Below are 25,126 nucleotides of genomic sequence, written 5' to 3'. Positions count from 1 at the left end.
TATCTTATACAGAATTCTGGCGGTGCGTTTTGTCTTTTAAAGAAAACACTGATATCGTTTTTGAGCATTACGAAAAAAAAATTTACGACCAAAAACAACTACTGGAAATCTCTCGTGCCCTGAATTCCACGCTAGACTATAAATATTTAATTGATGCCATTCTAAATATTTGTTTGGCGCAGTTGCAGACTCTCCACGCAGCTATGTACTTAGAACCAGAGATCGACTTAGGGTTGTTCAAATTAGAACCCCAGTCCATCAAAGGATTTGAGTTAAGTTCGGAGGAACAGAACTACGAAATCAAAATCGATAGTCCCCTCATTCATTATTTTGAAGAAAAACCCAAAGCCATCACCATGGATCAAATCCTGCAGATGGATTCTTTGAAGTCTATTTCTGATATTACTTATCTTCGTAAGATGGGGGCAGAGATCCTTGTCCCACTGAATGCTAAAGGTAAAGTGAATGGTCTCCTTGTCCTCGGTGACAAAATGACTTCCGAAGAGTTTTTGGAAGATGAAAAAGAATTTATGACCACCCTTGCGAACCTTGCAGGGATTGCTGTGGATAACGCTCGTTTGTATGAGTTGGCCACAGTGGATATGATGACAGGGCTTAAGATCCATCACTACTTCCAAACCAAACTCAAAGAAGAAATGGATCGTTGTCGTAAAAAAGGAACCAAACTTTGTTTGCTTTTTACTGACGTGGATCATTTCAAAAGTTTTAATGATACCTATGGCCACCAAGCAGGGGACGTGGTTCTGATTGAAGTCGCAAAACAAGTGATCAATGCGGCCCAGCGCCATCACATTCCTGCAAGATACGGTGGAGAAGAGTTTTGCCTTGTGATGCCGGGAGCTACGGAAGAAGAGGCAATGGTGAAAGGGGAAGAGATCCGAAAGGCTGTCGAATCCATGGTTGTCAAAAATCCCAATGATGGAACTGACCTTAAGGTGACTTTGTCTGTGGGAGTATCCAGCTTTCGAACCACCGATAGAAACAATAAAGATCTAATTGAAAGGGCCGACAAAGCCCTATATCAGGCAAAACATTCTGGTAGAAACCGCACAATTTGTTATAAAGATTAGGAAATTTGCCGATGGGTAGAGTATGGCAGAGCCGGCATACCTACTCAACGACCTCTCACCATCGGTTCCTTCCGATGTATATGAATCCATTCGTAATCGCGCCCTGGGTCTTTCTTCGTATGATTTCCAACCTTACTCTTGTTTTATCGAATACAAGACTAAGGATACAATCACGGGGATTGAATATCGTGATTGTATTGTAGATTACACCAGATGCCCCAATTCTCGCTGTATCAAAAAACTAGTGTAGTTCTTGTTTTTTTCTATTTTTGGGCTTGTATCCCAGGCCCTGTGCGCTCCCACCAAACTCCTGTTCCTTATAAGTTCCCAACAACCAAAACTTTACCACCCCATACAACCATAACTGTCATCGATGAGGGAAGCCATCTTCTGCTTTTGGGAGCTGAGTCCCAGGGGAAAAGTTTTTCTTTTTTATGGGATACTGGATCCGATTTGAGTTTTTATGAATCACCAACATCGGAAGAAAAATCGGAATTCCGATTGGGTGGTGGTCCGCAGTTTACTTTGAAAAATAAAAAAGGAATTTTACCGCAATCCATTCCTGGCCTCCTGGGCCTTGATTTTTTCCGAGACAGTTGTATCTTTTGGTTTGGAGAAGAATTAAAACTTTTTTCTGGGGATTCTCCTTTTTGTGAACACCCGGATGCTTACCTATCTACCGATCTGAAACTTCTGCATACGAAAAAGAAAGGGGATCACTACTATGTACAATTCGAGTATCCCGAGGGTCATTCCTCTTTTGGGCTTATTGACACCGGGTCTTCCTTAAACCTTCTGCCGAGTGGCCCAAATGACCGGTTTCTTGGAGAAAAGAAGGTATTTCTTGCTGGCAATAAGATCAAAACGGCAATCCAGAGGGAATCGGCATCAGTTTTGTATTTAGTGGCTAAGTCCGGGATTAGAGAAGAATACAAACAAGTCCAGTTCCTCACCGGAATTTCACTTGAGAATTTCCATTTGCCAGGGGACAAGGATAGGGAAGAGGTTTGGGTGATCGGTCTCGACATACTTCGGACACGTCCTTTGTTTTGGGACTTCGTCCGTGGCCGTGTGGGAATCGTTCGCACCAAAAACTAAGGTGAAAGAAAAAGAAAAAATCATAGTGGCGATGAGTGGTGGGGTTGATAGCGCTGTGGCCGCAGGACTTCTGATGGAAGCCGGTTACGATGTGATCGGTGTGAACCTACGTACTTGGGAATATGAAGCTCCTGCCTGCGATACCACTAAAAAATCTTGTTGTTCTCCTGAAGACATTCGTGATGCAAGAGACGTAGGTCTTTCTTTGAATATTCCATTTTACGTAATTAAAATGGAAAAGGTGTTTGGAGAGCGAGTGATCGATCGTTTTATTAATGATTATAAAGATGGTAGGACACCGAATCCTTGTGTGGAATGTAACACCTTTGTCAAGTTTGGTGCTCTTTTTGAACAAGCAAAAACTTTAGGTATAGAAAAGATTGCAACGGGTCATTACGCTCGTGTCATCGAAGTGGATGGTCGTTTCGCCATTCGCAATGCTGTGGATATGAAAAAAAACCAAACGTACTATTTGTACGGATTGTCCCAAGAAAATATAAAAAATACGGTTTTCCCTTTGGGTGAGATGGATAAGGCTGAGGTGCGTGAAATAGCAAAACGTATGGGCCTACCCGTTGCCGAAAAACCAGAGTCTCAAGAAATTTGTTTTATTCCTGAAAATGATTATAGGTCTTTCCTTAAAAAAAAGGGGATGGAGTTCACTCCTGGATTTTTTAAATTGGCTTCCGGTCAAATCATTGGCAAACACCAAGGAAAAGAAGGATTCACCATTGGCCAAAGGAAAGGCCTTGGAATTGCTTGGAAAAATCCTCTTTATGTTTTATCCATTGAAGATGATGGAACTGTGGTCCTTGGAGAAGAAGAAGAAACTGTATCTGAATCTTTCGTTTTAGAAGAAATCACCTATCAAGCACTTACCCCGATGGAAGTGGGTGAAACAAAAGAAATGAAAGTGCAAATCCGCTACCGCAGTGCGCCTGTTCATTGTTTGGTGACTTCCCTTGGAAATACTTGGAAGGTCGAATTTTTAGAAGATGTAAAAAGTGTCACTCCGGGACAATCGGCGACATTCTATCCAACGAATGGGGATTATCTATATGCTGGCGGAATCATCCAAAAAGGATCCATCACAAGAAAGGTAAAAAAGAGTGAGGTTTTGTTAGAGGTGGAGAGTCTTACCATTTGAAATCGGTAGAAGGTAAAACAATCCTCATCATTGGTGGGGGGTTGTTGCAAGTTCCCATCATTCAAACCGCAAAAACCATGCGACTACATACTGTGGTTGCCGATATGAATCCGTCTTCTATCGGATTTCAAATTGCTGACGAAGCCATCCTTATGTCCACAAAGGATGTAGAGGGGATGGTTCGGGAGTCAAAAAAGTTTGCACAAAATTCTCAAATACACGGAGTGATTACTGCCGGCACAGATGCGAGTATGACAGTGGCTGCAGTGGCTTCTGCCTTACAACTTCCTGGAATTCGTTTTGTGGATGCGGAAGCAGCATCTAACAAAGTAAAGATGCGCCAAAGACTAAAGGAATTTGGAATGCCCATTCCTCGGTTTGCCGCAGTTTGGTCTTTGCAAGATGCGAAAGATGCACTTGATTCTTTGACTTTTCCCCTTGTGATGAAACCTGCAGATAATATGGGAGCACGGGGTGTGATCAAAGTCACAAACAAAGATGACCTTCCCACTGCATTTCGTCATGCCAAACGGTTTTGTCCGACTGGGGAGTTGATTTTGGAAGAATACATGGAAGGCCCTGAACTTTCCGTTGATGCTTTGGCTTTCCAAGGTCAGATCCGCATGACGGGAATTGCCGACCGAATCATCGAAAGGGAACCCTATTTTATTGAAGTTGGGCATAACATGCCTTCTGCGATGTCCAAAGAAGTTTTGGGGGAGGTGGAACGAGTGATGGCTGGGGGAATGCGGGCTCTCGGAATTCATTTAGGTGCTGGTAAGGGCGATATCAAAGTTACGAAAGATGGCGTAAAAATAGGTGAAATTGCCGCAAGACTCTCTGGTGGATTTATGTCTGCCTTCACTTATCCTTTGTCCACAGGTGTGAATTTAAACCGTGCTGCCCTTCTTATTTCTCTCGGAGAAACCCCTGATAATTTAGATCCTGTTTTTAACCGAGTATCCATCGAACGTTCGTTACTTTCCAGATCGGGGAAGTTGCTATCGATTGCTGGAGTGGAAGAGACAAAAAAAATCGATGGAGTTTCTGAAGTTTTTATCCAATCCAAACCGGGCGATATAATCAAAGAACCTACAAATAACATTGATAAGTCGGGTCATGTCATCATTGTTGCAGACAATTTAAAAGATGCAGAACTTGTTTTTGAAAAGGTAAAAGATACCATTCGATTTGAGGTAGATGAACAGTTTTCCATTACTGAAAAAGAAATAGGTGACCAAGCAAGAATTCGGTTTGGTAAAGATATTTGTTGGGTTTGTAAACAATGTGATGGGACCAATTGTGCCTCAGGAATCCCCGGAATGGGTGGGGTGGGTCGAATGGAGACCTTCCAGGACAATAGCGAGGCTCTTGCCGAATATTCGATTTTGCCAGGTTATATCCGAGAGCATGTCGTACCTGAGATCCAAACTAAGTTTCTAGGTTTTGATTTAAAAACTCCAATTATGGCTGCTCCTATGACCGGGGTGGGAACCAATATGAACTTTGTGATGACGGATGCGGATTATGCAAATCTGGTAGTTCGTTCCTTTGTTCAAAATGGAAGCCTTGCTTGGCTTGGAGATGGTGCTTCTCCTGAAAAATACAAAATCATGTTAGAGGCATTAAAGAAGTCATCTGGAAAAGGAATTTTAATTTGTAAACCTAGGGAAGATGAATCGATGTTGATGGATCGTTTTTCAGAGGCAGAAGCGGACGGAGTGTTCGCTCTTGGAATGGATATTGATGCTGTGAATTTCAAAACCATGGTACAAAAGAATTTATCCAGTATTACTAGACCTTTAGAACGTTTGGTTCGGCTGAAAGAAAAAACCAAGTTACCTTTTATTCTGAAAGGGATTATGAATCCAGAGGATGCGAAACTGGCCCTAGAAGGTGGGTTTTCCGCCATCGTGGTTTCCAATCATGGCGGAAGGGTTTTAGATGGAATGCCGGGAACAGCCCGTGTACTTCCGAAAATTGCTGAGATTGTGAAAGGAAAAATTCCACTTCTTGTGGATGGTGGCATTCGTTCGGGAATGGATGTTTTTAAAATGTTAGCTCTTGGTGCTGATGCGGTTCTTTTGGGACGACCCGTAGCCATTTCCCTAGTTGGTGGGGAAGATGCGGGAATTCGTTTTCTTTTACAAAAATATTCGGAAGAACTAAAACAATCAATGAGTGTTACCGGAGCCAAAACTTTGGTGGACATCAAGCGATCTATGTTGCTTCATAAACTTCACGGTTGACTATGGATAAGGAAATCAAAGACCCCGAAGGTATTTTAAAGGTAATCACCGCACTGTTCGGTAAACTTCCGGCATACATTTTCAATTTGGACAAAGAATATCCAGTAAAGATCATTGCCTTAAAAAATAAAGCCCTCATCATTAATACTAATCTAAAATTTCCAACTAGAGATCGAATCTTATCTGTTGTCCATAATGGTAGTAAGTTTTTAGCACATTTTATTGTGGCTGGTGGCGATGGAAACGGAATCGAGATTTTAACACCTGTTAAAATCAAAATTACCGCTGCATCAAGACAAGGAGCCAGGGTGGAAGCAAGTCAAATCCAAACAGGAATGGTTGTTTCTAATATCATCAACGTAAATGATGTTTCCAAAGCCATTGGATTTGATGATAAAAAAGTGGATACCATCCTTCTTGCCTACAGAGCCAAACTCACCAAAGCTTTCCCTTTATCTTCTATTTTTTTTGCCGGCCGTATGGACAACCGCCTGCGACTCATGCACCACTATGATAAAGATATTTTTATCATAGATCGTAAGGAAAAATCATCAGCTTCCGCAGATTTTTTTCCATTTGATGAGTATTTAAGAATTTTCGATAGTTCTAAGATTCCAGACACCTACACTTCAGAAATCTGTGTTCCCATTAAGTATAAAGGTTATGTACATCTTGGTTATGTGCAGGTTTTAGCAGAAAAACCTCTCGATTTCGAAATTTATAAACAAATCCAAACTTTCTCCAATGCGGTCAGTCGTGATATTATTAGTACTGGTGTTTTCCAAGAATCACGTGATGTCTGTCAAGTGATGGACTTAAGTATGGGCGGTATCAGTTTTATCCATGCACCTTCTCGATCCTTTTCTAGATCAGTGACTTTGAATGGAACGATTTTATTTGATTTAAGTCTAGAAGAGGGAAAACGAGTTACGATCCGAGGAATCATAAAAAATATCCGTAACCAAGAAACGAACTTCCGAGTTGGTTGCCAGTTCTACAACCTAACAGAGAAAGATTTAGAAATTCTCGGGGCTTATCTGGATGCTGGAAAACCGGAAGAAGAGATTACTCCTCTTAGTGAATCGAACTCGTCGGAGGAGCCGCCGATCGAATCATCGGAATCAGAGGCAGGTGATGAGCCCACCGTTGTGGGGACTCCGGATGAACCTGGGGATCCTTTTGGTGGAGCGATGGATGATGATTTTTCTTCGGATGAGCCCATCACCGAATCCTAAGGAATGACTGTCTACAAGTCATTGATTCGTTATCCCTATACGGGTAAGACGGTCTATTTTTTCCTAACCACTAAGTTTCCTTACCATGAACCAGAAGAATGGATCTTCTTACTGGAAGCAGGTCGAGTCAAAGTCCAAGGCATCGTAGCCACTCCCCATTTGGTTCTAAAGGAAGGAGATACCTTAACCTATGAACCTATCCCAGGCCGGATCGAAGAACCCGAAGTTGATACAAATTATACCATCCTCAAGGAAACAGAGGACTTTCTCTTTGTGGACAAACCGGGAAACTTGCCAATGCATCCGGCCGGCAGATACCGCACAAGGACACTGCTCAATCTTTTGGAGAAAACTTACTCCATAGCGATTCCAGTGCATAGGCTCGATCGGGAAACTTCAGGTATTGTGATCTTTGCCAAAACAGAAGAGGGCCGCACCTGGCTCCAAAAGAAATTTGAATCAAGAGTTGTGAAGAAAGAATACCTGGCTGTGGTTCGAGGTTATTTTCAAAAGGAAGTTACCCTTGAGGGTTTTATGGGAAAGGATTTGGATTCTGCGATTCGTAAAAAAATGAAATTTTCATCATCCGAATTTGCAGATGCCAAGTCAGTCTCAACAAGTTTTATCCCCTTAAATTTCAATGAGTCACAAAATATTAGTTTGGTGCTTGTGCGACCCATTACCGGAAGGATCCATCAAATTCGAGCGAGTTTTCTTTATCTAGGATTTCCAATCCTTGGGGATAAATTGTATGGCCCAAGAGAGACAATGTTTTTAGATTTTGTGCAAACGGGACTTACTAATTCCTTACTTGCGGAACTTGGCTTTGAACGCCAACTTTTACATGCACATAGCATTAGTTATCTGGACGATCGGGTTGGTGAAGAAGTTCGCATCAAAGCAAATCCACTTGCAGAGATAGAATCCTTCTTCCCGAATTATAAAGACTATGTCCCATAGGTTTTAATAAAAATCCAACTTAAAGAACGCCTTTCCTCCGATCTTTCTATAAAGAGAGAGGAGGCTTTTGCAAAGGATGGCAGGAGCAGGCAGACTATTAAAGGATTCCGATAAGATTGTATTTGGTGAGTTTTGGACTGCAAAACAACGCCAAGGACATCCGATTCATCATACCGTAAGTTATAGAGCATCATTTAAGCCGGAACTTCCTTCTTTCTTTATGAAGGAATTTTTAAAAAAGAAAAACAGGGTCGTATATGATCCGTTTGGTGGTCGAGGTACTACTGCCATTCAAGCCAATATTGAAGGGCATGTGGCAGTTCATAATGACATCCATCCTTTATCTATTTTTCTTGCAAGTGCGAGGCAGTATGTGCCAAGGCTTGAGGATTTAGAAAAGAAGTTAAATTCCTTGGATTTAGATGCAGAAGTGGAGGATGATCCTTTTGATGTGAATCTCCTTCCTTTTTTTCATCCCAAAACTCTAAAGGAAATTAAAAACTTAAAGAAATGTATGGCAGAAGATCCGTCTGTGGAAATGAAATTCATTGCTCTTATCGCCTTGTCTAGGTTACATGGGCATAGCACTGGATTTTTTTCTGTGTATACTTTTCCGCAAGTTTCGATACCTCCAGAAGCTCAGGCAAAAAATAATATCAAACGTGGCCAAATTCCAGACTATCGGCCAATCAAACCAAGAATCTATCAAAAGATGAAACGTGATTTGGCACTTCCCATTCCACCGTTTTATCATGAATTTTCAAAAAACAATTTGTATTCACTGAATTCTGCTAATTCTGTTCCCAACTTAGAATCGGAATCTGTGGACTTGATTGTAACTTCTCCACCTTTTCTTGATAAGGTGGACTATGAAGGTGACAATTGGTTGCGACATTGGTTTTTAGACATTCAAAAATCAAAAGATAGAAAACTTAGTATCTTTAGTAATTTGAACGATTGGAATGAGTTTATTCGTTCTACTTTAAAAGAATCAGCAAGGGTTCTAAAAAAAGGTGCCTACATGGTTATGGAAGTAGGCGAAGTGAAAAAAGGAAATTCCATACTCTATTTGGATGAAGATGTGGTGAGGATGGCAGAGGGGACTGGGCTTAGTTGGAATAAAACCTTTGTTCATACGCAAAGTTTCACAAAACTTTCGAACTGTTGGCAAGTTTCCAATAACGAAAAAGGCACAAATTCTAATCGTTGCGTGGTTTTAAGGAAAGTTTTATAAGTCTAATCTTTGTATGAAACAAATTCAAGTTTTTGCCTTATTCTCTTTTTTGTTTTCTTTGGGATTTGTGAATGGCAGTGGTTTTGTAAGTGGGTTGTCAGCGGATCCTTTGGATTCGCACCCCATTGAAATTTCTATTAAACAAAAATCACCGGGAAAGTATGATTTAGAATTGTTTTTACCAAAAGACTTTGGGTTCCAAATGGAAGCACCCCATAGAATTTTCCTATCTGGTACAGAGGGACTTAAGGTTTTGAATGCAGATTTAAAACTAAAGGGGCCGGTTCACCCAAAAAAACCAGAATATTTTGAATACTTAAAACCCTTAACCTTCCAAGTGGAAGGTAAGGGGAAGTTACAATTAGATGCAAAGTTGTTTTATTGTAACTTTGTGAAAAACATTTGTATACCAGCTAAAGTTAACAAATCGTTTTCTATTTAAGTTTTAGATCATTCTAAGTCTTTAGTCACAAGGCGTTTCAGGTTGGATTTTTGAATTTGGTATAAGAAAAAATACCTTCCTCCAACAGAAACGTTTTTATCGACAATTTTTCCTTCTTTAGAAATTTCACGAAGTTCTTTTCTTCCCTTATCAGAAAGATTGGGGATGGTATATGTTTTCAATAAGTTGAGAGACTTTTGTTCAGCAATGGTCTTTGCTTCTTCCGCTCGTGCTGATTCTGTATCCAAAACACTCGATACTGCTACTTGGAACAAAGTCTCAGAAATAAATCCTTCCTTTGCTTTTGTAAACTCGAGAATGACTTCGTTTTCTGTATCTTTGGCCTGTGGCACAACTTCTTTGGTTTCTTTGGATTTACAATTCCAAACGAGGGTAACAATAGCGAAAGAAAGGATAATCCTTGTTAAAGTTTTGTTCATTTACAATTTCCTAGGTTCTGAAATGGGAGTTTTCTCCACACGTTCCATTAATTTAGGTTGGATGTTGCGGAATAGGAAAGCACATTTTGTACGATCTGAGTAATCTTCTTTGTATAGGGTAAGACCATCAAAGAACCAAGCAAAGTTGTGTAAGTTTTCAACAGGGTTGTCTTTTTTCGCTTGGGGATTCCCCCTAACTTCGTCTAGGCTCTGTCCGATACCCTGAGTTTGCGATGAATTTGTAGCGGTTTGGCCTTGGGTGGATTGGGGACTTTGTTGGGCAGTGGTGGGTGATGCGGGTGTGGACGCTGTGGCACTAGTGGTGGCTGTTGTAATTTGTGGGGCGTTGGTTATGAGCCTAGTTTGCCTGTCTTTTCCTTCAAGAGATTTTGAATATTCTTCTATACCCTCTCCGAACTTATGTTTTTGTCTTTGGACTTGGAGAAGGTAAGGTAAACTTAAAGACTCTCTTTCGATAAAGGCTCTCTGTTTGCAGTCTTTTCTGCGAGCTACCCCCGAAACTTCTTTGAAAGTAACAGGGATTTCCACTTTGATTTGAAAAAATTCTCGAGAGATAAAACCAACATCAGTTTCATTTTGCAGGGCGCGTTCCACGTAACTTGGGTCTGCAATCGTAAAGAGGCGGCAGGAACAAAAGAGGCTTAAAATTAGAAGTTTACGAACCATTTCCACCTTCAAGACTAGTAGATGATGTCGAAATTACGAATCTTTTTCCTTTGTTTCTTACTACAATTTTTACCTCTTTTTTCCCAGGACCAATTTTTTGGAACCTCCGAATCTCAATTTCGTGAAAAGATAAAAACCATTCATTTAGAAAATGGCCTCACTGTTGTGCTGATGAATCGGGGAACATCGCCCACCGTGGCTTTGTACATCAAATTCCTTGTGGGAGCCGTAGATGAAACGCCAGAAGAAGCCGGGACGGCCCACCTTTTGGAACATATGCTCTTTAAGGGAACAAAGAATGTGGGAACCACTGATTTTGATAAAGAAGAAAAATACCAAAAACAAATCGAAGTTTGGGGAACAGAGCTAGATGATCTCAAACTTAAAATTCGAGACCTCACCACACGGGGAGAAACCATCCCACCATCTTTACAAAAACAGGTCGAAACCTTAAATCGAAGGTTAAAAAATCTCATCCAACTCCAAGACGCATTTATTGTTAAAAACGAAGATTCTTATATTTATGAACAAAATGGAGAAGTTGGGTTCAATGCTTATACTTCACAAGATGTCACGAATTACCAAATCCAACTTCCCAATAACCGAATCGAAGTTTGGGCAAAGATTGAATCCGACAGATTAAAAAATCCTATCTTAAGAGAATATTATACAGAAAGAGATGTTGTGATTGAAGAACGTAGGATGCGCACTGACGATAGTGGAGCAGGTGTTTTGCGGGAAAAATTTTTCTCTTTGGCTTTTGAAAGCCATCCGTATAGAAAACCGGTAATTGGATATTCCACAGGCCTTCCCTTTTTAAAAATAGAGGATACCAAAGCATTTTTTCAAAAACACTACACACCAGATCGAATGGTGATCTCCATTGTGGGACAAATTGATTTTGAAGAAACCGAATCAATCATTCGTAAGTATTTCTCTGATCTAAAACCTGGTAAACCGAGACCTACTTATAAAGTGGAAGAAAAATCTTTTCCTGGGGAAAAAAGATTCAAAGTCTATCACCCTTCGGGAAGTCAGATGATGGTGGGTTGGCTAAAACCACCCTATCCCCATAAGGATAATTCTTCCTTTGATGTATTGTCAACGATACTGACCTCAGGTACAGGTTCAAGGTTGTACAAACGTCTTGTATTGGAAGAAAAACTGGCAGTGAGTGTGGGAGCCGCCAACGGATATCCAGGAGAACGATACCAAAATTATTTTGTATTCTTTATTAAACCCAAAGAGGATGCCAAACCAGAAGTGATCGAAAAAATCATTTGGGAAGAACTGAATAAAATTAAAGAAACTGGAATTCCAAAAGAGGAGTTAGATAAAGTAAAAAACCAAATGGTTTCCGATTTTATTAAAACCTTGGATGAAAATGGAAGCATTGCTGATCTTCTGAGTTATTATCAGTTGTTATATGGGGATTGGACCGGGCTTTTTCGCCAATATTCTTCCATTATGAAGACCACATCAAATGATATCCAAACACTGATTCCCACTTATCTTTCTAAAGATAAAGTCGTAGTGGGTGTATTGGAAGATGTAAGGAAAAAATCAGAATGAAACGTATTTATTTATATATTTTTTTAGCTGTTGTTTCTAATCTCTCGGCTCGGGAGATGGGGGAGTTTGTTCGGGATTTAAAATTCAAACCATTGGAGTTTGAAGTCCCGAAAATCACTTCAGTAGAACAACCATCAGGTGTGGAAGTATTCTCTTTAAAAAATGCAGAGTTCCCGATTGTGTATGCGGATATCTATGTTTATCATGGAAAAAAACATTTGAGGAATCGGTCTGTCGAAATTGCCAGATTATTAGAAGATAGTTGGGAACTGTCCGGATCGGCCACATTTCCGAAAGAGAAGTTTTTAGAAACACTCGAGTTCTATGGAGCGTCTTTTTCCGTTTCTATCGATTATGAAAAAACAATATTTAGCATTGCTTACCTGAAATCCACAGAGAAGGAAGTCCTTCCTGTTTTGGAGTCTTTCTTTAGGGAACCGAATTTAGATGAGTCTTTGATGGCAACCACCAAAGGAAAATTAGGTGAAGAAATTAAACGTAGAAATGATAACCCTACGGCACTTGGATCGAGAAAAGCAAAGGAAGCTTTGTTTCGTGGAACCATTGCAGGAACTTCTATGCAGCTTTCTTCTTTGGAATCCCTGAAACTCGCTGATCTTGTCCAATTCCAAAAAGAAATCTTACAAGAACCCAAAAGAAGGTTCCTTGTGACTGGTGATTTTGATCTGAAGTCCTGGGAGAAATTCTTTCCGAAGTTGGCAGAAGGATTAAAAACACAGGACTTTGAACTCATTACTCCATCTATCTTGTCTGAGAACGTAAAAAAAGAAGGAAAGGATATCCGTTTGGTGGTCAAAGATGTAAACCAAACATTTATTTCTATGACTGGTGTCCTCCCCGAGCATAACCATCCCGATTTTTATGCCATTCAAGTTTTGAATTATATCATTGGGGCTGGTGGTTTTAACTCTTATTATATGAGAGAGATTCGAAACAACCGAGGTCTTGCCTATTCAGCTGGAAGTAATACCGAGTTCCAAGAAAACTATGGGACCATTCAATTCTTTGCGATGACAAAAACGGAATCTGCAAAAGAAGTTCTCTCTCTTATGCGAGAACTCATCCAACCAAAACTCATTGACTCTTTAACAGAAGAAGAACTGGTTCGTGCTAAAAACGCTATCATCAATCAGTTTGTATTTCAATTTGAAGATGATAAACGAACTCTCGCAAGCGAAGTGAGAAGGCGTGACCATAAAATGCCAGAAGGATACTTACAAAACTTTAGGAAAGAAATTGATCGATTGACTCTCTCAGATTTAAAAAAAGTGGGTAAACTTTACTTCCAAACTGACAAGTTGATTGTTACCGTTGTGGGACCCAAAACTTTGGAATCTTCCTTTCGGGGATCAGTAAAAGTAATAAATCCGGAAGATTGATGTTAACTGCTAGTTTCGAATACAAAGGAACCAAATTTGAAGGTTTGTCTGAAGGGGGAATTCGGACTTCTATCATTTGTCCTTCTCTTGACTTTATGTTTGATTTTGGGTTTATCAATCCTGATAAAATCCATATCGGAAAAATTCTATTATCGCACGCCCATCTGGATCATTCTTGTGGAATCCCTTACTATGTGTCTCAAAGAAGTCTTCGTAAACTTCCGGTTCCGAAAATTTACCTTCCCAAATCTTTAGAACCCAAGATGTCACAAATTTTAAAACTGTATTCCGAAATTGAAGATTTTGATTATGATTGCGAACTTGTTGGTCTCGAGTTTGGGGACAGGGTGGATTTAAAGCCGGGTTATTTTTTTAGGCCTTTGGAAAGTTTTCATAGAGTTCCTTCGCAAGGTTATACGGTCTATGAAACCAAACGGAAGTTGAAGAAGGAATGGACGAGCCTCAGTTCCGAAGAAATTCGAAATAAAAAAGATTTAGGCGAAGATCCTACAGAAGAAATTTCAGTTCCCTTTGTTTCCTTTTCTGGAGATACAAAAATTGAATATGTATTAGAAAACGAAGATGTTCGTAAAAGTAAAATTCTTTTTATGGAATGTACATACTTCTGCGATAAAAGAGATGTGAGCCGCGCTCGGGAATGGGGTCATACCCATTTTGATGAAATCATTGCACATGCATCCGCATTTGAAAACGAAGCCATTGTTCTCATCCATCCTTCGAAACGTTATAGTTATCGCGAGTTAAATGATCTGGTCCGAAAAAAAGTTCCCCCAATTCTTAAAGACCGACTTTCTCTTTTTTTACCTCCCAAAAAATGAAACCAAGGCCAAGTATTTATATTCCAGAATTAGAATCTTATATAGATTTTAATTTGGTGTACAAACCAAATCCCATATTTTCGGAAATGGAAACTTATGCCAAAGAAAAGAATATTCCTATTGTGACTGCTGCCACGGGAGCCGTGTTGTCTCATTTGCTTTCTCTATTGAAACCGAATCAGGTTTTGGAATTAGGGACGGGACTTGGGTATTCGACTCTCTGGATGGCCACAGGCTCTCCTCATACCCGGTTTGTGACCGTGGACCGCCATGAAGCACAAGCAGCACTTTTGGATGATTATGCCAAAAAAATGGGGACCTGGGACCAAATCCATGTTAAGCGGGTCACTGCTTCCGTTTTGGACTACTTAAATGAGAACCGAGAGGAATGGATAAATTCGGATCTCTTTTTTGTAGATTGTGATAAAATTACCTATCCTGATATTTTTCGTATCTTATGGAAAGATGCTAAACCTGGATCCAGTTTTTTATTCGATAATATGTTGTGGCACGGCAGAGTCCTCCATCCCGATCCAAAAAAACCATCGGATTTGGCCGTCATCTCTCTTTGGGATGAGGTAAAATCCCAAGTTTATCGTTATACTTTGTATCCAGTCGGCGATGGATTACTCTTTTTTCAAAAGGATAAAAAATAGTAGTCAAACCCCTGTAATCTCGGCTATTCTGCTCCTTGGTTTAAGGAGAGCAAGTTTCGTGTTAAAAAATAGTTTCATCATCCTTTCGTTTTGTTTCTTTTGTTTGTCTCTGTCTGCACAAGAGTCTGGGGCTCCTGAAAAAGGGAAAGAGTCCTTTGAGGAACTCGACAAACTAGACCAAGGGAACAACTTAGAACGCAAACAATATAAAAATATTTCTGAAAATAGCAAAGACCGTGTTATCAACGCAATCAAACTATTAACGATTGTTACGGCTAACTTTGGTGATGAAGTTCCCGATTCCAAAACTGCCCTAGACAAAATTAAAAAAGATTACCAAGTGGTCTTACGTTATTACTACCGCCGTGCTTACATTGCTTCAGGAAAAGCGATGGTAACTTTGGAAAAAGATATTTCTACACTTCTTGGTAAGTTTTCTAAAAACTACGATACCAAAACACAGAACTTACTTGCTGAATGTGCTGATTTAATTACAGGCCAAGAACAATCCCAACTGGTTGAATCTTCACAAGAAGGATCGAAAGTAGTGGTTCCTTACCGTGAGATTGCGGAAGGCCAACAAAAACTTCGCATTGCTTATGGACAAATGGGTTTGGCAACAGATATGTCTCGGGATGACAGGTTCTACGATGCCATCGTACATTACCGAATTGCCAAAGATTATGGAATCAGAATTTTATCAGATTTCAAAGAGGCAGAAGCCGACAAAAAAGCAATCGCTGATAAATACAGCAAAGACTTAAGCGACAACAGAAACCAAATCTTTAGCCAGCCGACAAAATAGAACTCTAAACTTTTTCTTTTCTCCGCCCCCCTGGGTGCGGAGAATGACCCATCGTGCATTTTTTACCTTTTTTCTTTGTCCGTATATCTTTCTTATTACTCGTGTTTGGTTTCTTCTCCATTTCCTTGGAAGCGGTACCGGTCTTTCGGATTGTTGTGGATCCAGGCCACGGGGGAGTTGCCAAAGATCCCAAGGCACAACACGGAGACAAATACGATAGTGTCACACAAACTTACTTGGAAACTTACAAACAAGGCACAGAACACGGAAACATCACTGAAAGAAAAGTAGTCCTTGACTTAGCAAAAGAAGTGCACCGGATTTTAAAATTAACAGAAACAGAGGCGGGTTGGAAGGAATTCGAAGGATATCTCAAACTGTTTTCTAAAAAAACAGATTTCCCTCGTGTGACTTTGGAAAGTAAACTCACTCGTGAATCATCTTTTGATGATGATCCGACTTCTGATGATCCTAATGCCGCCTACCGGCTGTATGATTTTCCTGATCCAAAAACAGGTGTTCGTCGAAAAGGACGTTTGTCTAAAATCAATGAACAAAAACCTCATCTGGTTTTGTCACTGCATTTGAATCCGGCCAGCAAAGGTCAAACAGGGGGAATGGGGGCAGTCCTCACCCCAGGTTATAAAACATTTTCCCAAATCAAAAAAATATCAGAAAAGAAAAAGTCACAGAACTCATTTCTTAGCGGCCCTTGGTCGGATTGGCTGATTTTTCAATCAGGATGGTCCAAGTTGGAAAATGCTATGGCAGACACTTGGATTTACCTACATGGGTATTGGACTAAGAAAAATGGGAAAGATGCTGATGTTTCCAAGTTTGAAGGGTACCGCCAAAACATGATTAGTTGGCGTTATGCCGATGATCCCAATTGGGAAAAACAAATCGGAAAACCTGGCCCCTATGCCACAACCCACGAAGACTTTTCGGAAACAGGAAAGTTTTGGGAAAGGGAAAAAGGAAAAAAAGAGGAATGGAGAAGGGAAGGGGGAAAAGAAGGATTCGGTGGTGACAACCATTATGTAACTAAGGAACTGATGCGTTTTGTCCAATATGGACTCCCCATCCAATTAAAAGAAAAAAACTCTCCTTATCCAGAGCTTGGTCCCATCCAAAAACCTTATATCTCTACATACAGCCTTCCGACTTATACCAATGCCCTTTGTGCTTTTATCGAAATTGGTTATGTCAACCGTAGTCGCGATATGAAATACCTTACACAAAATAAAAAAGAAACCGCCATCTCACTCGCAGTGGGCATTTACTCTTTGTTTGTTGGGATGGATGTGAAAAAAAATAATAACCTTCCCTACAATCCCAAAGGAAAAAAAGTCAATTGGGAAAGGTATGAAACCTATTTTGATGATGTAATGTAGATTCCAGAGAATAGTAGCTATGAAACCAAAAAAAGAATCTTCAAAAGTACTCGACCATCCACTTTTTCAAGAGTTGATCCGAATGTATCAAAAATCTCTTATCAAAAGATATTCTGAAGAGAATTTGATGTTATATCCTGAGTTTATTTCTATCCCTCGCTCTAAAATAAACCAGTTGTTGCATTTTTTTTTAGAGTATCTCTATCCTGAATATTCCCAACGAAAGGAATTGGACTCCGCCTTTGATGCGTTATCTGGATTTGTAAACCATCCTACAAAAATTTGGGGAATCCTTGGAAACTTGACCATGTCTATCTTTCGTTTTGGAAAACATTTTCCCATGGCCTTAAAAGCGGGCCTTGCAGCGCTCCATTCCTATGTGACCGCCCATCAGTTTGAAGAAGAGCTGGTGATGGAACTTGATAGAAGAGAAAATAAAGTTAGTCTGTTGGAATCAGAATTTGCAATGGATTCACTCATTGCTAAAGTCGAAAAAAAGAAAGCCGATGCTTTTCGAAAAGACATTGGTGCTTTATTCAAAGTGTTTTCCGATGCAGAACTGGTTCGTAAAATCATTTTGATTATGGAAGATATACTCGTTAAGATGGAATCGAAGGGTACAGTTTATACAGAAGTTGATAAAAAGGGAATTCGTTTGGGAGTTACAATTCTAAAAGTGGGGAGAGGAATCTTTGATGAGATGAAAGAAGAAGAGATAAACCTTGTCTTACAAGCCATTGATACCATCGAAGAGGATTTTTATCAAAAGGCTTGCGCACGAGCTTCGAACTAAATTACTGTTGGTACCGATGGCCGGAATCGAACCGGCATGATGTTACCATCGGTGGATTTTGAATCCACTGCGTCTACCAATTCCACCACACCGGCATAAATCAGTCTTCAGCTTCGATATATTTACCTTTTCCGCGGGCCACTATTTTGCCGATCTCATTTTCTATTTCAGCACGGTTTTCTATGATTTTTTTGTTCTTTTTCACAAACCAACCACGTAAGTGTAATGGTTCATTCACTTTCGCAGGTTGAAGGAAACGAATGGTTAATTCACCTGTAGTGGTTTCAAAATTCATCGCTTCATTGATCTTAACCATGATTTCATCTAGGATGGTGGATATAATTCCTGGGTGGATTTGATCCGGTAAACCCTGGTATTTTTCGGGGCAGGTATAATCACCAAAGGCAGTTTTTGTGTCTTCGTCAAATGTGATTTTCAACTGCAACCCGTCTGCATTGTCCGGTGAGGAGGCAAAGCTGAGATTTTTTTTCGCAACGGATTTCATGCCACCATGGAACGCAAGAATTTCTCTTGTGTCAAGCAGAAAAAGAACTTGCGGTCATTTTGGCCCCAAAACCCCCGTAAAATGCTAGGAAATCGAATATTCTTTGATTCGACCTTAAGTTACTGTATAGTAAACCTCGAAAATAAAGAGTAGAACCCTTATATGTTAACCACCCTCATGATGTTACTCGGTCTTTCCGGCGCTGGTGCCGACCTTAATGAGATCGCTGGGAGCGAGGGGGGAGCTAGGTCCTCAGCTGACTTAAGTCCGCGCCAAAAGCGGAGACAAAAACAAAGACAATCCGAAGAGGTTGAACAGCCGCAGCCGCGATCTAAATCACAAAAGAAAGAAAAGTCTTCTTCCGGTGGTCGTGGCCAGGAATTGAATTTCCAAACAGATCCTAAAGAACCAAAATCCAAACCAAAACCTCTGTCGGAAAGACTTTCTGATTTTGATGAGGATGAAGAGGACTCGGGAGAAACTAGTGGTGAGAATTCTGGAAAAGAACCAAAGTCCGGTAGAGGTGGTAGACGGGAGAAACAAAAACAACCTAAGTCTCTCAGCGATCTTCCGTTAGGTGATTTCGGTGAAGAAGGCTCGGAGTCTTCTTCTGGAGACCGACCAAGGCGCGAAACTCCTGATATTAGTTTTTCTGCAGACGATATCATTTCCAAAAATTCGAAGTATTCCTTTCATAGAAGGCCCCTCCTCAATGCAGAGGCCCTTGTTGAAGCCGAACAAGTAGAAGAAGCCATTGAGATCTTTGAAAGGACGGGGAACCGAATTCCTGACCAAGAGATCAAAGAAAAAATAAAGAAAAACATCCAGGACTTAGAAGAGTTTTTAGAAGACAATCCTCCTTCTGGAAAACCAGGCGAACCAGGAAAAGACGACAAATCCAAACAAGATCCGTTAGGAAAAGAGAAACCCAAGAAAAAAGATCCAAAACCTGGTGTTGGGACAAAACCCGAAAAAGATCTCACCGACCTCGTAGGTGCCTTAAAAGAAGTATCTGAGCTATTTGCAGAATCCATTGCGCGTGCCATTCAATTTGCACAAAGTTCACCGCCACCTAACTTTCCGCAATCACCCCAACCCTTTCCCCAAGGTGCAGGATCTATACCGCAGCAGGGTTCTTCGTTACCACCTCCACCGCTTCCACCAAACGCTGTTGAGACGGCAACACCCGCAGGAAAACCAATCCAACCTTCACCTGCGCAAGGCCCAAGCCCCATCTCTGGCCCTCAGATCAACCAAAACGTTTCCGGTGGAAACCAATTGGTCCACCCAATCGTATACCAGTTTTTACAATCATCACCGCAAACACCAGGATTTGATCCCAAGGTCACACAAAACCAAGACCAACTCTTACAATCACTAAACCAAGGTTTGACGACAGGGGGATTGGCTTCTGGATTTCCAGGTGCTCCTATGGCACCACCGGGATCGGGAATTGTTGGTCCTTTTTATGTTCCCCCAGAAATGCCTGGTGGACCGGGTATGCCAGCTAGTTTGGGAAGTCCTAACGCACCTGGTGGTCCACGCCAACCTATCGACTTACAGACGCTTGCTGATCAGATCGCCAAAAAGGATGTATCTGAACTTGATCTTCCAGAAGACACTTTTTTTTCCAATGATTGGAAACAGTTCAAAGACCTTCCTCTCGTAGACCGAAGGTCTGGTGAGGAACGTAGAAAAAATGCCGATCGGAGAACCAACCTAGCAGGAAGAAAAGACCGAAGGTCAGGAGAGGATAGAAGAAAAAAAGATCGGTTCCAAGAGCGGGAAGACTTTTTAAAAAACCAAGCTTTAAAGAAGATTGAAAAGAAAGCTAGGGAACTTGAAGCCAAAGGGGAGGAAGCCTCTCTCAATGATTTACTAAAACCATATTTCCCCGACCAACCAAACTTAAAACTACCTGAGGATTGGGGCCTTGAACCTATTAATCTCCCAGATCCGAATGATCTGCGTAGGGACGAAAAGGAACCTCCTCTCCACCCACAAGAACAAGGTCGGACGGGCGAAGAACCGAATTGGTTTGATTCCACAACGGATGCTCTTCGCAAAGAACTAGAACTCCCAGATCCTATCGATCCGCAAACAGAAAAGTTAATTTCACCAAAGGCAGACTTGCCTGCGGCAAAGGATCCAAGCCAACAGAAATCAGAAACCATCATCGAGACAGATCTACCGATCCAAGTAGAGCTCACCAATCGGCCGTTAACCAGTGAAGACCTGCGGATTGGCCTTCCCGATGCAGATGAAGTCTTTCGGGATCGTAAACTCAAAGAAGAGGCGGGTGGGACTGGTTCGGGAGAAGGGCCAGCCCTCGAGGATGCAGAAGCCCCCGAGATTGAGATTGTCGATGGAAATCTAGGAGAGATCGCTGAGGAAGAATCTCCCATTCCATTGGATGAGATGGCTGAAAAAGCCACGGAAGACGAACCGGAAAAAATCATCCATGGGGTTTTGGAACTCAAACCCCCCGAAGCAGACGACGCTCCCTTTTTAACGCTCACTTATGACTTTGGAAAAATTCCGCATGCGTTTCGTTTGTCGAAGAACTATTCGATTATGGAATATTCTTATTATAAATACAAACCTATGCTTATGAAGGCCCAAGAGTTTGCACGTCGTAAGATGTTAAAAAATGCTTTGAACTATTACCGAGTGATCAAATCACAAAATATCCCGCCAGAACTTCGTAAGATGATCAACCGAAACATCAGGGACATCACCGAGTTTATGGAAAAATTCCTTATGGCCAAGGGGAACTAATCTCTTGACAATATTTTTTAACTTTTACAGTCTAACATTCATAAGAGAGGTATAAACCGATGAGATTGCGAAGCCAAAACTAGGCAAACAAAAACAAAAATACTAAATCCATCTTCCTCCTAATTCTTTAGGACAAGACTTGTTTGCCTATTTCCCATTTGGAAACCACAGGAGCTTGTCGCATGTACGAACATATTACCATTCATAACTTAAACTTTCTTTACGAATCCCAATCCGAATTTTTATTCCAAGATCTCAACCTCCATTTTGGTCCAGGTTGGACAGGAATTGTCGGAAAAAATGGAAGTGGAAAATCCACTTTGGCAAAACTCATCGCGGGGGCACTTTTCCCCTATAGCGGAATCATCCAAGGCAATGAATTTGTCACTTACGTTTCTCAAGATACATCCATTCCTCGGGAAAGTCTGGAGGATTTTTTATACGATGATTCCAAAGAATCAGGTCGGTTTAAAAATCTTTTGAAGATTCGAATCAAATCTCCGGAAGACTATGATTTGCTAAGTTTTGGGGAGAAACGTAGAATGATTTTGGCGATGGCTCTTGCAAAATCTCCATCGGCATTGATTTTGGATGAACCCACAAACCATTTAGATTTCGAAAGCATTCAGATCATTCGAAATACGCTTTCCTATTATCAAGGCATTGGAATTTTAATCAGTCACGACAGATCTTTGTTAGATGAGTTGGCCACCCATTGTGTATTTCTTGAAAAAAACTTTTCTGTGGAAAGGCCAGGAAATTATTCCCAAGGCAAAAGGGAAATGGAAAGGGAAGCCGAGGAAAGGATCCGCAATTGGGAAGTCGCACGCCAGGATAGAAAAAAACTAGAAGCAGAACTGAAACGAAGAAGGGAAGAAGCAAGTCTTTCACATAAACTTAGATCAAAAAAGGGTTTGGATCTTCGTGACCATGATGGTCGTTCTCGAAAGAACTTAGCACGAGTGAGTGGAAAAGATGGCCAAGCAGGACGAATCAAAAATCAGTTAGATAAAAGAGCTGAACACTCGCAGCAAAAAGAAAAGGATATCTTTGCCAAACTTCCTGAAAAAGAAAATTTAGGAATTGTTTGGAAAACAGAAACCTCTAGAAGAAAACATTTATTCTTATGTGTTGAGGAGAGTATCGATTTTGGTTTTATGAAATTACAATTGGATGCACATTTACAAATCCTTCCCGAGTCAAAAATTGCGATCACAGGAAACAACGGTACCGGTAAATCCACACTCCTTAAGTTTTTAGTAAAACAATTTGAAGAAAAACAAATTCCCTATTTGTATTTGCCGCAAGAGTTTTCCAAAGAAGAAGTCCAACATTTGTTACGGGAATTTGAAAACCTACAGGCTGATGAGAAAGCCAAGGTTCTTTCTGGAGTGTATAGACTCGGGAGTGATCCGAAACGTGTTTTTGAATCAGCCGTTTTTAGTCCTGGAGAAATCAAAAAAATATTTTTATCTCTCCATCTGGAATCCAGTCCAGAAATTCTTCTCTTAGACGAACCAACGAACCATTTGGATATAAAATCTTTAGAGGCACTCGAGAGCTCTTTAACCTGTCTTGGATCTGCTTTGGTAGTAGTAAGCCACGATAGGCGATTTCTGGAATCCATCACTGAAGAAGAGTGGTCTTTGGAAAACCTGTCCGTGACCCAAAAACATCTAGACAGAATCTAAGGATTGTACTTAGAATAATTCTAAGGAGTGACTCTATGCCACAAGTGACATCACATGCCCCTGATTTTAAAGCAACCGCTGTGATCGGGGACAGTTTCAAAGAAATCAAATTGTCTGATTACAAAGGAAAATGGGTGGTTCTATTTTTCTATCCTCTCGATTTTACATTTGTTTGTCCGACAGAAATTATTGAATACGATGCGAAACTCGAAGATTTTAAAAAGATCGGAGCAGAAGTTTTGGGTGTTTCCGTTGATAGCGAATTTTCGCACTTAGCTTGGAAAAAAACTGCCCGAAAAGAAGGTGGTATTGGAGAGATCAAATACCCACTCATAGCTGACAAAACAAAAGAGATCGCAAAGTCTTTTGGAGTTCTGATTGAGTCAGGTCCTGATGCTGGAGTTGCCCTTCGTGGAACTTTCATCATTGACCCTGCTGGTATCATTCGCCAAGCAACTGTTAACGATCTTCCTGTAGGACGTAACATTGAAGAAGCAGTACGCCTCATCAAAGCTTTCCAATTTGTGGAAAAACACGGTGAAGTATGTCCTGCGAATTGGGACGAAGGAAAGAAAACGATGAAAGCAGATCCTACTGGATCCAAAGCTTACTTTGCTTCTGTAAATTAATTAGAGATTCTCTAAGATAGAGATTGGAGACGACATGGAAACTACAGCCAGCCTAGACAAGGCACCTTTTGAATTTTACAAACCTGATAATTTTCCAAAGGGACTCACTCGTAAGGTTGTAGAATCCATCTCTCATATCAAAAACGAACCAAGTTGGTTGTCTGAATTTCGTTTGAAGGCCTTTGAAGTCTACGAACAAAAACCGATGCCCACTTGGGGGTTCATTCCTCAATTTCATATTAATATCGACGACTATGTACATTACGTAGGTTCCAACCAAAAGAAAAAAAAATCTTGGGACGAGGTTGATCCTGAGATCCTACGTAGTTTTGAAAAGTTAGGAATTCCTGAACACGAAAGGAAATACCTTGCCGGAATCGAAACTATGAACGATTCCGAAACCATCTATGCCAATGTCAAAAAAGAACTCACCGACCTTGGAATTATTTTTTGCGACATTGATACTGCGATCAAAGAGTATCCAGAACTCGTTCGTGAGTATTTGGGAACTGTGGTAACGATTGGTGATAATAAATTCTCAGCTCTGAACTCAGCAGTATTTAGCGGTGGATCTTTTGCTTACATTCCTAAAGGTGTCAAAACTCCGATGCCTCTCCAGGCTTATTTTAAAGTCACTGCAGCAAGTTCCGGACAATATGAACGGACCCTCCTCATTGCAGACGAAGGGGCTCATTTAGAATACAGCGAAGGTTGTACTTCTGTCCAAGACAAAGGAACCAATTTCCACACAGCCGTAGTTGAACTTGTGGCTAAAAAAAATTCTAAGATCTTTTATACCACAATCCAAAATTGGAAAAAGAATATGTACAATTGGACCGTGAAACGGGGGATATGCGAAGAAGCCGCCCACATCACTTGGACCGATTGTAATATTGGAGCCAATACCATCAAATACCCTGGGATCATCTTAAAGGGTGATCATTCTACTGGAGATGTGCTTTCCCTAGCGTTTGCGGGAAGTGGACAGGTGCAAGATACGGGGGCTCGGATCATTCATGTCGGAAAGAACACTCGTTCCAATATCCTTGCCAAAGGGGTTGCCCTTGACGGGGGAATCAATTCTTACCGTGGTCTTGTGAAATTTGAACCATCCAGCAAAGGTTCTTACAGCCATATCAAATGTGATGGGCTTATGATGGACAACCGTTCTCAGTCCCATGCGTATCCTTACAACGATGTGTCAGGGGAAGAAGGAACTCTCAACTACGAAGCCACAGTTTCGAAAATAGATGATGACCAATTGTTTTATCTGCAATCGCGCGGAATGTCGGAAGACGATGCGAAGTTACTTATCATCAATGGATTTTGTGAAGGTGTCACCAAACATTTGGATGTGGAATATTCAGTAGAGATGACAAAACTCATCAAAATGATTTTGGAAGATGGGAAGGTGATTGCCGAAAAATAATCGGCAAACTCATTCTCTTCTCAGATTTCTTTTACTTTGAATTCTTTTTTTA

At 40.8% G+C, this 25,126-nt stretch carries 23 protein-coding genes and 1 tRNA gene; 20 read left to right on the top strand and 4 right to left on the bottom strand.

Going from position 1 to position 25,126, the window contains the following annotated elements:
• Positions 1 to 29: 29 nt before the first annotated feature.
• The 9 genes from JWG40_RS06960 to mpl17 all read left to right on the top strand — a co-directional run bounded on the left by JWG40_RS06960 (position 30) and on the right by mpl17 (position 9,456).
• Positions 30 to 1,091: a sensor domain-containing diguanylate cyclase gene (locus JWG40_RS06960; protein ID WP_205285118.1), complete on the top strand. Its 1,062-nt coding sequence runs from the start codon at positions 30 to 32 to the stop codon at positions 1,089 to 1,091.
• 22 nt (positions 1,092 to 1,113) lie between these two features.
• Positions 1,114 to 1,341: a hypothetical protein gene (locus JWG40_RS06955; RefSeq protein WP_205285117.1), complete on the top strand. Its 228-nt coding sequence runs from the start codon at positions 1,114 to 1,116 to the stop codon at positions 1,339 to 1,341.
• Positions 1,305 to 2,189 carry a hypothetical protein gene (locus JWG40_RS06950; RefSeq protein WP_205285116.1) on the top strand — a complete coding sequence of 295 codons (885 nt, stop codon included), beginning with the start codon at positions 1,305 to 1,307 and terminating at the stop codon, positions 2,187 to 2,189. Before JWG40_RS06955 ends, JWG40_RS06950 begins: the two co-directional genes overlap by 37 nt.
• A 1-nt stretch (position 2,190) precedes the next feature.
• The gene (mnmA, locus tag JWG40_RS06945) at positions 2,191 to 3,336 is read left to right on the top strand and encodes a tRNA 2-thiouridine(34) synthase MnmA (RefSeq protein ID WP_205285115.1); all 1,146 of its coding nucleotides are present in this window, start codon (positions 2,191 to 2,193) and stop codon (positions 3,334 to 3,336) included.
• On the top strand, positions 3,333 to 5,585 hold the full coding sequence (locus JWG40_RS06940; protein WP_205285114.1) for an alpha-hydroxy-acid oxidizing protein: 2,253 nt from the start codon (positions 3,333 to 3,335) through the stop codon (positions 5,583 to 5,585). Before mnmA ends, JWG40_RS06940 begins: the two co-directional genes overlap by 4 nt.
• 2 nt (positions 5,586 to 5,587) lie before the next feature.
• On the top strand, positions 5,588 to 6,820 hold the full coding sequence (locus JWG40_RS06935) for a PilZ domain-containing protein (protein ID WP_205285113.1): 1,233 nt from the start codon (positions 5,588 to 5,590) through the stop codon (positions 6,818 to 6,820).
• A 3-nt stretch (positions 6,821 to 6,823) separates the two neighbouring features.
• Positions 6,824 to 7,780 carry a pseudouridine synthase gene (locus JWG40_RS06930; RefSeq protein WP_205285112.1) on the top strand — a complete coding sequence of 319 codons (957 nt, stop codon included), beginning with the start codon at positions 6,824 to 6,826 and terminating at the stop codon, positions 7,778 to 7,780.
• Between the two features lie 76 nt (positions 7,781 to 7,856).
• Entirely contained in the window at positions 7,857 to 9,014 is a 1,158-nt protein-coding gene (locus JWG40_RS06925) for a DNA methyltransferase (protein ID WP_205285111.1), read from the top strand.
• 13 nt (positions 9,015 to 9,027) lie between these two features.
• On the top strand, positions 9,028 to 9,456 hold the full coding sequence (mpl17, locus tag JWG40_RS06920) for a cell surface protein MPL17 (protein ID WP_205285110.1): 429 nt from the start codon (positions 9,028 to 9,030) through the stop codon (positions 9,454 to 9,456).
• Between the two features lie 8 nt (positions 9,457 to 9,464).
• Here mpl17 and JWG40_RS06915 read toward each other — a convergent pair whose 3' ends face one another.
• On the bottom strand, positions 9,465 to 9,896 hold the full coding sequence (locus JWG40_RS06915; protein ID WP_205285109.1) for a lipoprotein: 432 nt from the start codon (positions 9,894 to 9,896) through the stop codon (positions 9,465 to 9,467).
• Positions 9,897 to 10,583 (bottom strand): hypothetical protein, encoded by a 687-nt coding sequence (locus tag JWG40_RS06910; RefSeq protein WP_205285108.1) that lies wholly within the window; start codon positions 10,581 to 10,583, stop codon positions 9,897 to 9,899. It abuts the gene before it with no gap.
• Between the two features lie 21 nt (positions 10,584 to 10,604).
• Between JWG40_RS06910 and JWG40_RS06905 the strand changes: the two genes are divergently transcribed.
• From JWG40_RS06905 to JWG40_RS06875, 7 genes are read left to right on the top strand one after another with little or no spacing between them, the layout of a single operon-like run.
• Positions 10,605 to 12,155, top strand: a complete 1,551-nt coding sequence (locus JWG40_RS06905) for a M16 family metallopeptidase (RefSeq protein WP_205285107.1) — start codon at positions 10,605 to 10,607, stop codon at positions 12,153 to 12,155.
• Complete coding sequence (locus JWG40_RS06900) at positions 12,152 to 13,555, top strand: M16 family metallopeptidase (protein WP_205285106.1); 1,404 nt, start codon at positions 12,152 to 12,154, stop codon at positions 13,553 to 13,555. Before JWG40_RS06905 ends, JWG40_RS06900 begins: the two co-directional genes overlap by 4 nt.
• Positions 13,555 to 14,394 carry an MBL fold metallo-hydrolase gene (locus JWG40_RS06895; protein WP_205285105.1) on the top strand — a complete coding sequence of 280 codons (840 nt, stop codon included), beginning with the start codon at positions 13,555 to 13,557 and terminating at the stop codon, positions 14,392 to 14,394. Before JWG40_RS06900 ends, JWG40_RS06895 begins: the two co-directional genes overlap by 1 nt.
• Positions 14,391 to 15,050 (top strand): O-methyltransferase, encoded by a 660-nt coding sequence (locus JWG40_RS06890; protein WP_205285104.1) that lies wholly within the window; start codon positions 14,391 to 14,393, stop codon positions 15,048 to 15,050. Before JWG40_RS06895 ends, JWG40_RS06890 begins: the two co-directional genes overlap by 4 nt.
• A 58-nt stretch (positions 15,051 to 15,108) precedes the next feature.
• The gene (locus JWG40_RS06885; RefSeq protein ID WP_205285103.1) at positions 15,109 to 15,855 is read left to right on the top strand and encodes a hypothetical protein; all 747 of its coding nucleotides are present in this window, start codon (positions 15,109 to 15,111) and stop codon (positions 15,853 to 15,855) included.
• A 53-nt stretch (positions 15,856 to 15,908) separates the two neighbouring features.
• Complete coding sequence (locus JWG40_RS06880) at positions 15,909 to 17,249, top strand: N-acetylmuramoyl-L-alanine amidase CwlD (protein ID WP_205285102.1); 1,341 nt, start codon at positions 15,909 to 15,911, stop codon at positions 17,247 to 17,249.
• 19 nt (positions 17,250 to 17,268) lie between these two features.
• Entirely contained in the window at positions 17,269 to 18,042 is a 774-nt protein-coding gene (locus JWG40_RS06875) for a hypothetical protein (RefSeq protein WP_205285101.1), read from the top strand.
• A gap of 8 nt (positions 18,043 to 18,050) precedes the next feature.
• On the opposite strand, the gene JWG40_RS06870 is transcribed toward JWG40_RS06875, so the two are convergent.
• Both JWG40_RS06870 and JWG40_RS06865 read right to left on the bottom strand, forming a co-directional pair.
• A tRNA-Leu gene (locus JWG40_RS06870) sits at positions 18,051 to 18,137 on the bottom strand.
• 5 nt (positions 18,138 to 18,142) lie between these two features.
• On the bottom strand, positions 18,143 to 18,547 hold the full coding sequence (locus JWG40_RS06865; RefSeq protein ID WP_002973585.1) for a PaaI family thioesterase: 405 nt from the start codon (positions 18,545 to 18,547) through the stop codon (positions 18,143 to 18,145).
• A 162-nt stretch (positions 18,548 to 18,709) separates the two neighbouring features.
• Here JWG40_RS06865 and JWG40_RS06860 point away from each other — a divergent pair, with 162 nt between their 5' ends.
• The 4 genes from JWG40_RS06860 (at position 18,710) to sufB (ending at position 25,074) form a co-directional block, all read left to right on the top strand.
• Positions 18,710 to 21,325, top strand: a complete 2,616-nt coding sequence (locus JWG40_RS06860) for a hypothetical protein (RefSeq protein WP_205285100.1) — start codon at positions 18,710 to 18,712, stop codon at positions 21,323 to 21,325.
• A gap of 182 nt (positions 21,326 to 21,507) precedes the next feature.
• Positions 21,508 to 23,016, top strand: a complete 1,509-nt coding sequence (locus JWG40_RS06855) for an ATP-binding cassette domain-containing protein (RefSeq protein ID WP_205285099.1) — start codon at positions 21,508 to 21,510, stop codon at positions 23,014 to 23,016.
• A 35-nt stretch (positions 23,017 to 23,051) separates the two neighbouring features.
• Positions 23,052 to 23,645 (top strand): peroxiredoxin, encoded by a 594-nt coding sequence (locus tag JWG40_RS06850; protein WP_002973954.1) that lies wholly within the window; start codon positions 23,052 to 23,054, stop codon positions 23,643 to 23,645.
• Positions 23,646 to 23,679: 34 nt separating this feature from the next.
• The gene (sufB, locus tag JWG40_RS06845; protein WP_205285098.1) at positions 23,680 to 25,074 is read left to right on the top strand and encodes a Fe-S cluster assembly protein SufB; all 1,395 of its coding nucleotides are present in this window, start codon (positions 23,680 to 23,682) and stop codon (positions 25,072 to 25,074) included.
• Positions 25,075 to 25,126: the final 52 nt, after the last annotated feature.

The organism is Leptospira abararensis (assembly GCF_016918735.1).
GTDB classification, from domain to species: Bacteria; Spirochaetota; Leptospiria; order Leptospirales; family Leptospiraceae; genus Leptospira_A; species Leptospira_A abararensis.
Note: the sequence above shows the minus strand (reverse complement) of the source record. Positions and strands in the feature narration are given on the sequence as shown.

Coding starts and splice junctions, on each gene's coding strand:
- JWG40_RS06855 (WP_205285099.1), top strand. CDS start 21,508: ATGTACGAACATATTACCATTCATAACTTAAACTTTCTTTACGAATCC.
- JWG40_RS06910 (WP_205285108.1), bottom strand. CDS start 10,583: ATGGTTCGTAAACTTCTAATTTTAAGCCTCTTTTGTTCCTGCCGCCTC.
- JWG40_RS06915 (WP_205285109.1), bottom strand. CDS start 9,896: ATGAACAAAACTTTAACAAGGATTATCCTTTCTTTCGCTATTGTTACC.
- JWG40_RS06930 (WP_205285112.1), top strand. CDS start 6,824: ATGACTGTCTACAAGTCATTGATTCGTTATCCCTATACGGGTAAGACG.
- JWG40_RS06955 (WP_205285117.1), top strand. CDS start 1,114: ATGGCAGAGCCGGCATACCTACTCAACGACCTCTCACCATCGGTTCCT.
- JWG40_RS06925 (WP_205285111.1), top strand. CDS start 7,857: ATGGCAGGAGCAGGCAGACTATTAAAGGATTCCGATAAGATTGTATTT.
- sufB (WP_205285098.1), top strand. CDS start 23,680: ATGGAAACTACAGCCAGCCTAGACAAGGCACCTTTTGAATTTTACAAA.
- JWG40_RS06895 (WP_205285105.1), top strand. CDS start 13,555: ATGTTAACTGCTAGTTTCGAATACAAAGGAACCAAATTTGAAGGTTTG.
- JWG40_RS06860 (WP_205285100.1), top strand. CDS start 18,710: ATGTTAACCACCCTCATGATGTTACTCGGTCTTTCCGGCGCTGGTGCC.
- JWG40_RS06850 (WP_002973954.1), top strand. CDS start 23,052: ATGCCACAAGTGACATCACATGCCCCTGATTTTAAAGCAACCGCTGTG.
- JWG40_RS06890 (WP_205285104.1), top strand. CDS start 14,391: ATGAAACCAAGGCCAAGTATTTATATTCCAGAATTAGAATCTTATATA.
- mpl17 (WP_205285110.1), top strand. CDS start 9,028: ATGAAACAAATTCAAGTTTTTGCCTTATTCTCTTTTTTGTTTTCTTTG.
- JWG40_RS06900 (WP_205285106.1), top strand. CDS start 12,152: ATGAAACGTATTTATTTATATATTTTTTTAGCTGTTGTTTCTAATCTC.
- JWG40_RS06865 (WP_002973585.1), bottom strand. CDS start 18,547: ATGAAATCCGTTGCGAAAAAAAATCTCAGCTTTGCCTCCTCACCGGAC.
- JWG40_RS06950 (WP_205285116.1), top strand. CDS start 1,305: ATGCCCCAATTCTCGCTGTATCAAAAAACTAGTGTAGTTCTTGTTTTT.
- JWG40_RS06875 (WP_205285101.1), top strand. CDS start 17,269: ATGAAACCAAAAAAAGAATCTTCAAAAGTACTCGACCATCCACTTTTT.
- JWG40_RS06935 (WP_205285113.1), top strand. CDS start 5,588: ATGGATAAGGAAATCAAAGACCCCGAAGGTATTTTAAAGGTAATCACC.
- JWG40_RS06905 (WP_205285107.1), top strand. CDS start 10,605: ATGATGTCGAAATTACGAATCTTTTTCCTTTGTTTCTTACTACAATTT.